Here is a 5,358-nt window from a genome sequence, read left to right as displayed (position 1 = left end):
ACAGCGCGTAGAGTATGTTGCCATCTCGCATATACTGAATCAGCGCATTATTGTAAGAAGCTATGATTTTGGGAAAATCCTATGAGCACTGAATACACTATTGTAATAGAAAAGGATGAAGACGGGTATTACGTCGGGAGTGTTCCTGCTCTTCCTGGTTGTCATACCCAGGGCAAGTCAATTGACCAGTTGCTTGAACGGATGGAGGAGGCGATTGCACTCTGGCTTGAGGTTGAAGGCGAAGACGCTCAGAGTCCACTTGAACTGGTCGGCGTTCAAAGAATATCCGTATGACCCGAATGCCAAGGGTAACAGGTGCCCATGTAGTCCGGTCTCTGAGGAAAGTCGGTTTCGAGGTTGTGAGACAACGGGGGAGTCATGTAATTATGAAGCACCCGGACGGGCGTGGCACGGTCGTGCCTATTCATGGCGGCGAGACAATCGGCGTTGGCCTTATGTCCAAAATTCGGAAAGATGTCGAAATTGATAGAGAGACATTCATAGGTCTGCTCGGAAATTGATCCCATGGTGGATGCGAATACCGGCGTCAATACTTAGCCGATCTGAGGTAAGGATGCCTCGGGTAAAGGCATTCAACCTTCGCTATTCCAGAGAACGAGACGCGAACAGTGGGCGACAGAGCATGCTGACGGATAGTGGTTTAATTCACAAATAGGTATAAAGAAAACAGCCGCCTATCACAGGTGGCTGTTTTGTGTTGGCTTCTATCTTGGCGGGGCAAAATTCTCGAACAGCGCATATCATATCTGCTCTAAGTCCGCTTCCGAATGGCGAAAGAATCCTGAGAACTAATTAAAATAAGCTCCTAATTTAATATTCTGCTCGGGGTTGCTGGTGATTTTGGGATATTCTGCGACGAGGTCTTCAAAAGCGACTATGGGCGTTACAATGGATTCTCCTGTCAGTTTTCCTTCAGTGAGCAGTCGCCAGCAGGTGGCGTAAACGCGTTTTTCGTCCCATCGGGGATATTCGCGGTTGGGGTCGCTGCAGGACCGCGAAAAGATGAGATTGGGGCGGTTGTAATGCGCTTCTGCGCCAAGGTCGAGTCCGGGACCATAGGGTGCTGGCGCAGCGCCAGCCACTACATTGCCGCCAAATGCCACGCCGCGTATGGCTGCTTGCAGGGCGTGTACATTGGCGCTGTAGTCAATTGCCACATCTACCCCCCGGTTTTCGGTTGCTTTTTTGATTTCTACGCCTGCATCACAGGTTGTGGGATCGAGGATCAGGTCGGCACCACAGATTTGAGCTACTTTTTGGCGGTTTTCCAATGGATCGACCGCGATGATTGGATATGCCCCGGATAATTTGGCAATTTGTACGACCATCAGGCCAATGGCTCCCATTCCAAATACGGCCACAGCGTCTCCGACTCTTACCTGTCCATCTCTGATCGCACACATGGCAAAATCCGCCGGGTCTAAACAGACCGCGGACTTCCACGAAAATCCTTCTGGTACTTTCCAGCACCGTTCGGTCGAGATGACATGGACTTCTCGAAATGGCCCGTAACTCAGCACTACGTCGCCTTCTGCGAACCCATCTACGCCCTCGCCGATTACAGTGCCGACAAACATATTGCCCGTCCGGGACGACCGTCCTTTGCCCGTGTTTGGGAATACCTGGAGTTCCGGGTCATAAGGTCCGCGTTTCGCGCTGTCACCTTTTATGCCCGATAACTCGGTTCCGTGCTTGGCTGCAGCGTACATGCTCTGCACTTTCATCTGTCCTGTTCCTACTTTTGGTACCTCGTATTCCCGCAATTCCATCTTTTCGGGCGATAGGGCACATACTTCCAGTGGCATGGGATCCTCCTATTCGTCTATTCGCGCATCAGGGAAATGGCTGAGATAGACAATCCAGCCTGGGATTTTTCGTTGATAGATTCGGCGCGGACTTCGACGGTGTGAAGGCCGGGTTTGTCGAGATGAACCTGGCCGATAATGGTTGCGGCTTCTGGGAAATACTGCGCTTTGGGGCTGTCGCTCCAGACGTCGGGTGCGATGGTTTTGCGGAATGTCTTGCCCGCAATATCAACGCGCACTTCGTGCCCACCTGTCCATTCGCGGACGCGGCGAAGCGTGCTGGTGTGAACGCGTATTTCAAAGGTGCCGGGATTGAAAACTTTGAAGTCGCAATCGATCCAGTTGGATGTGTCAAACCAGTCTTCGATTACGCCGGTTTCGCCAATGCGGATTTGCGTGTCCGATTCGGGCGTGTGTAAGTTCGCCATGCTGGCGATCATGGTGATGGAGCCATCGGTTTGCTGGAGGGCAGTTTGATCGACATCGGGTGCGCCATCGAGCTCGAGGGCGACGACCGAGACATTTGGGTCGGGGCATTCGAGCAGGCGCAATGTTAAGATATCGCAATCGCTGTCGCGGGTTTGAGAGATGTCGATGTGCGCACTTTTGTCGGCGAGTAAGGTCGCGTTTGTAACGCGGTTGCGCAGGCCCAGGAGGGTGAAATGTTCACCGGGCCATGTGGTAAAGAGCAAGTAGAGACGGTTGTCTTTTTGCGTGATGCCGCCCCAGGGAAATTCATAGGGGTATGGCGTGGCTTTGGTGCCGTAGATCGCTTCGCTGTTGGTTTTCATCCATTCGCCAATGGCGCAAAGGCGATTGATACTGGGCATGGGTACACTGCCGTCGGCGCGCGGCCCGATGTTGAGCAGGTAGTTGACGCCTTTGCTTGTGAGTTCGACGAGAAGATGGAGCAGTGTTTTTACGCTTTTCCAGTTGTGGTCGTCGGTTTTATAGCCCCAGGTATCGTTGAGGGTGGCGGGTGTCTCCCAGTAGCCTTCGAGGCGACCAGTGGGGATCTGGTTGTCCCCCAGGCTGCCGTAGTCCCCCACGCCATTGCCCACGCGACCGCTGACGAGGCAGTCGGGTTGCAAACCGTGGACGAGACGGGAGAGGGATTGGCTCTGTTCCAGGGATATAGAGACGGGCGTGTCGAACCATATCAGGCCGATAGGCCCGTATTGCGTGAGCAACTCGCGCACCTGGGGTTTGGCTTTGTGTTCGAGATAATAGGCGAAGTCTTTGGTCGCGGGATCAAAATCCCAGTTATTCCCAGAGGCGTTGGGGTCGTGCCAGTCCTGATCTTGAGAATAGTAGAAGCAGAGGCGAATGCCGTATTTCTGGCAGGCTTTGGATAGGTCTGCCATAATATCTTTGCCGTATGGCGTGGCATCGACGATGTCGTAGTCGCTGCACGGGGAGTCATACATGGCAAAGCCATCGTGGTGTTTGGCCGTGATAACGAGGTATTTCATACCCGCATCTCGTGCGAGTTTGGCAACCGCATCGGCGTCGAATTTTACTGGATTGAATTGTGAGGCGAGTTGTTCGTATTCCGCGGCGGGAATTTCTGCTCGGCGCATAATCCATTCCCCAATGCCCTCAATGGCTTTGCCTTTCCATTTGCCCGCGGGAATCGCATACACGCCCCAGTGAATGAACATGCCAAACCGCGCTTCTTCCCACCATGCAATGCGTTCGCGGTCGCGTCTGGTCTGTCGCGTTTTTGCTGCGGTATTCATGATGTCTCCTTGAAATGATGTATGGGTGGAAATTATTCTACCACTGCTGCTGCGACCGCATTGGAAACCCGCCGCAGGAGGCTTCCTTCGGCGACCATCTGGTTGGTGAGCACTACGCAACTGAGTTGACGCTCCGCATCTGCCCAGGCTACTGTACCGGTCGCGCCGGTGTGTCCGAAGGTGCGCTGCGATACCAGATCGCCCCAAAAGGCCCATACCCGCGCCCCGCATACTCCCCAACCGAGGCCCCACGGCGCATCGAGTGTTCCGTTTTGATCTTGCGTCATGGCTGCGACTGCGGCGCGGCTGAAGATGCGCTGATTGCCGTAAGTGCCGCTGTTGAGCATGGTTTGCAGGAGGATTGCCAGATCGCGTCCGGTGCTGTGCATGCCGCCCCACGGCGCTCCAAAGTCGCGCCAATACGGGGAATTCCAACCCCAGCTTTGTTGTTCTGCGTCCTCTTCGGCGTCTGTGCCACACCACACCACGTCTTCAAGTGTCCAGTCGCCCATCCCCAATGCGCTTCGCGCCATTCCCAGCGGTGCGAAGATCTCTTTGCGCTCGAAATCGCGCAATCGCTGTCCGCTGACTCGTTCGACTATTTCGGCTGCGAGCAGGATGCCCATGCTCTGGTAGCAAAAATCTGTCCCCGGTTTGTAGAGCAAGGGTGTCTGGAGTGCCCGTTCGACGAAGCCTGCTACAGGGATGTGCGCCTGTCGCAAGCTGGTGTTTTCGGGTAGCATGTCGGGCATGCCAGATATGTGCGAGAGCAAGTGGCGCACTTTGACGGTGGGGCGGTCGCCGCCGGTGTATTCGGGTAGATAATCGATGGCTGGATCGTTGAGTGAGATTAGACCCCGATCCACGAGGATCATCAGCGCGCAGGCAGTAACCGGCTTGGTGATTGAGGCGAGGAGAAATATCGAATCCGCATCGACTGGCTGGCCTGTGCGAGGGTGCTGTTGCCCACATCCCCGGGCGAAGACTTCCTTGCCGTGCCGCGCAACCGTCAGCGAGGCCGCGCCAATTTGTCCGGCTTCTGCGGCGGCTGTGAGCAGGCCAAAGGCTCGTTCGAGTTGGTCTGCTGACATGCCCACATCCTGGGGGGTAGCTAATACGAGTGTGTTATTCACCGTGTTATCCTTTTTCAAATGAAAATGCAAAATCCGCTTTCTTCGCGTATTCCTCTTGCAATTGTTTCAGGCGCAAGGTCAAATCCCGTGCCCGGTGTATCCGGTACGATGAGGTGACCGTCTCGAAATTCCCAGCCGTCGAGCACTATGCCCTGCGTATCTGCCGGGGCTGCTTCTAATAGACAGAAATTTGGAATCGATGCGGCAAAATGTGCGTGTGCATATCGCTCGATAATACTGCCCCAGCAATGCGGGGCACATTGCGCACCCCAGGGCGCGATCATATCCGCTGTCGCTTTCCACCAGGTCAATCCTCTGGCGCGAAAATCGTGTTGTACAATGTCAATCCAGCCGCGTTTTACCATGTCAAAAAAATTAGGCGGGGGTGGTCCTGACTCGCCATCCGCGACATAAGTGTCATAACCCGATGCTTGAATAAATGCCTTAAAAGGTTCGTTGAATCCCCGTTCTTCGTGGAAGGCTTCTTCAAACCAGTAGATCCTTGCGGATTCACACCGTTTGAGAATTTGCTGGGCAATATTCAGCGTTGTGCCATTGTTGGCATCAACGAGAATTTTGGCGTCTGGTCCCGCTGCCTCTCGAATTGTTTGAATGACGAGTACATCCCGTTCCAGACCTTCCATAATCGGCATCCACTTT

General features: G+C 54.2%; 6 protein-coding genes. 2 read left to right on the top strand and 4 right to left on the bottom strand.

Going from position 1 to position 5,358, the window contains the following annotated elements; genetic code table 11:
• Positions 1-81 precede the first annotated feature (81 nt).
• Positions 82-294, top strand: coding sequence for a type II toxin-antitoxin system HicB family antitoxin (locus OXG87_23585; GenBank protein MCY3872539.1), 213 nt, complete (start codon positions 82-84; stop codon positions 292-294).
• Positions 291-521: a type II toxin-antitoxin system HicA family toxin gene (locus tag OXG87_23580; protein MCY3872538.1), complete on the top strand. Its 231-nt coding sequence runs from the start codon at positions 291-293 to the stop codon at positions 519-521. Before OXG87_23585 ends, OXG87_23580 begins: the two co-directional genes overlap by 4 nt.
• Before the next feature lie 288 nt (positions 522-809).
• Here the strand turns inward: OXG87_23580 and OXG87_23575 are convergent, their stop codons facing one another.
• From OXG87_23575 to OXG87_23560, 4 genes are all read right to left on the bottom strand, one after another.
• Positions 810-1,349 carry a zinc-binding dehydrogenase gene (locus OXG87_23575; protein MCY3872537.1) on the bottom strand — a complete coding sequence of 180 codons (540 nt, stop codon included), beginning with the start codon at positions 1,347-1,349 and terminating at the stop codon, positions 810-812.
• Positions 1,350-1,843: 494 nt separating this feature from the next.
• Complete coding sequence (locus OXG87_23570) at positions 1,844-3,565, bottom strand: alpha-L-fucosidase (protein MCY3872536.1); 1,722 nt, start codon at positions 3,563-3,565, stop codon at positions 1,844-1,846.
• Between the two features lie 32 nt (positions 3,566-3,597).
• Positions 3,598-4,698, bottom strand: coding sequence for a serine hydrolase (locus OXG87_23565; GenBank protein MCY3872535.1), 1,101 nt, complete (start codon positions 4,696-4,698; stop codon positions 3,598-3,600).
• A 14-nt stretch (positions 4,699-4,712) separates the two neighbouring features.
• Positions 4,713-5,358: hypothetical protein (locus OXG87_23560; GenBank protein ID MCY3872534.1), on the bottom strand; the 646-nt coding region annotated here is incomplete at its 5' end.

The sequence above is a fragment of the Gemmatimonadota bacterium genome, assembly GCA_026706845.1.
Taxonomy (GTDB): domain Bacteria; phylum Latescibacterota; class UBA2968; order UBA2968; family UBA2968; genus VXRD01.
The sequence above is the reverse complement of the archived record's forward strand: the minus strand, read 5'-3'. Positions and strand labels throughout refer to the sequence as shown.

Bases quoted from the DNA above. Each gene is read 5' to 3' on its own strand.
- OXG87_23585 (MCY3872539.1), top strand. From the start codon at position 82: ATGAGCACTGAATACACTATTGTAATAGAAAAGGATGAAGACGGGTAT.
- OXG87_23570 (MCY3872536.1), bottom strand. From the start codon at position 3,565: ATGAATACCGCAGCAAAAACGCGACAGACCAGACGCGACCGCGAACGC.
- OXG87_23575 (MCY3872537.1), bottom strand. From the start codon at position 1,349: ATGGTCGTACAAATTGCCAAATTATCCGGGGCATATCCAATCATCGCG.
- OXG87_23580 (MCY3872538.1), top strand. From the start codon at position 291: ATGACCCGAATGCCAAGGGTAACAGGTGCCCATGTAGTCCGGTCTCTG.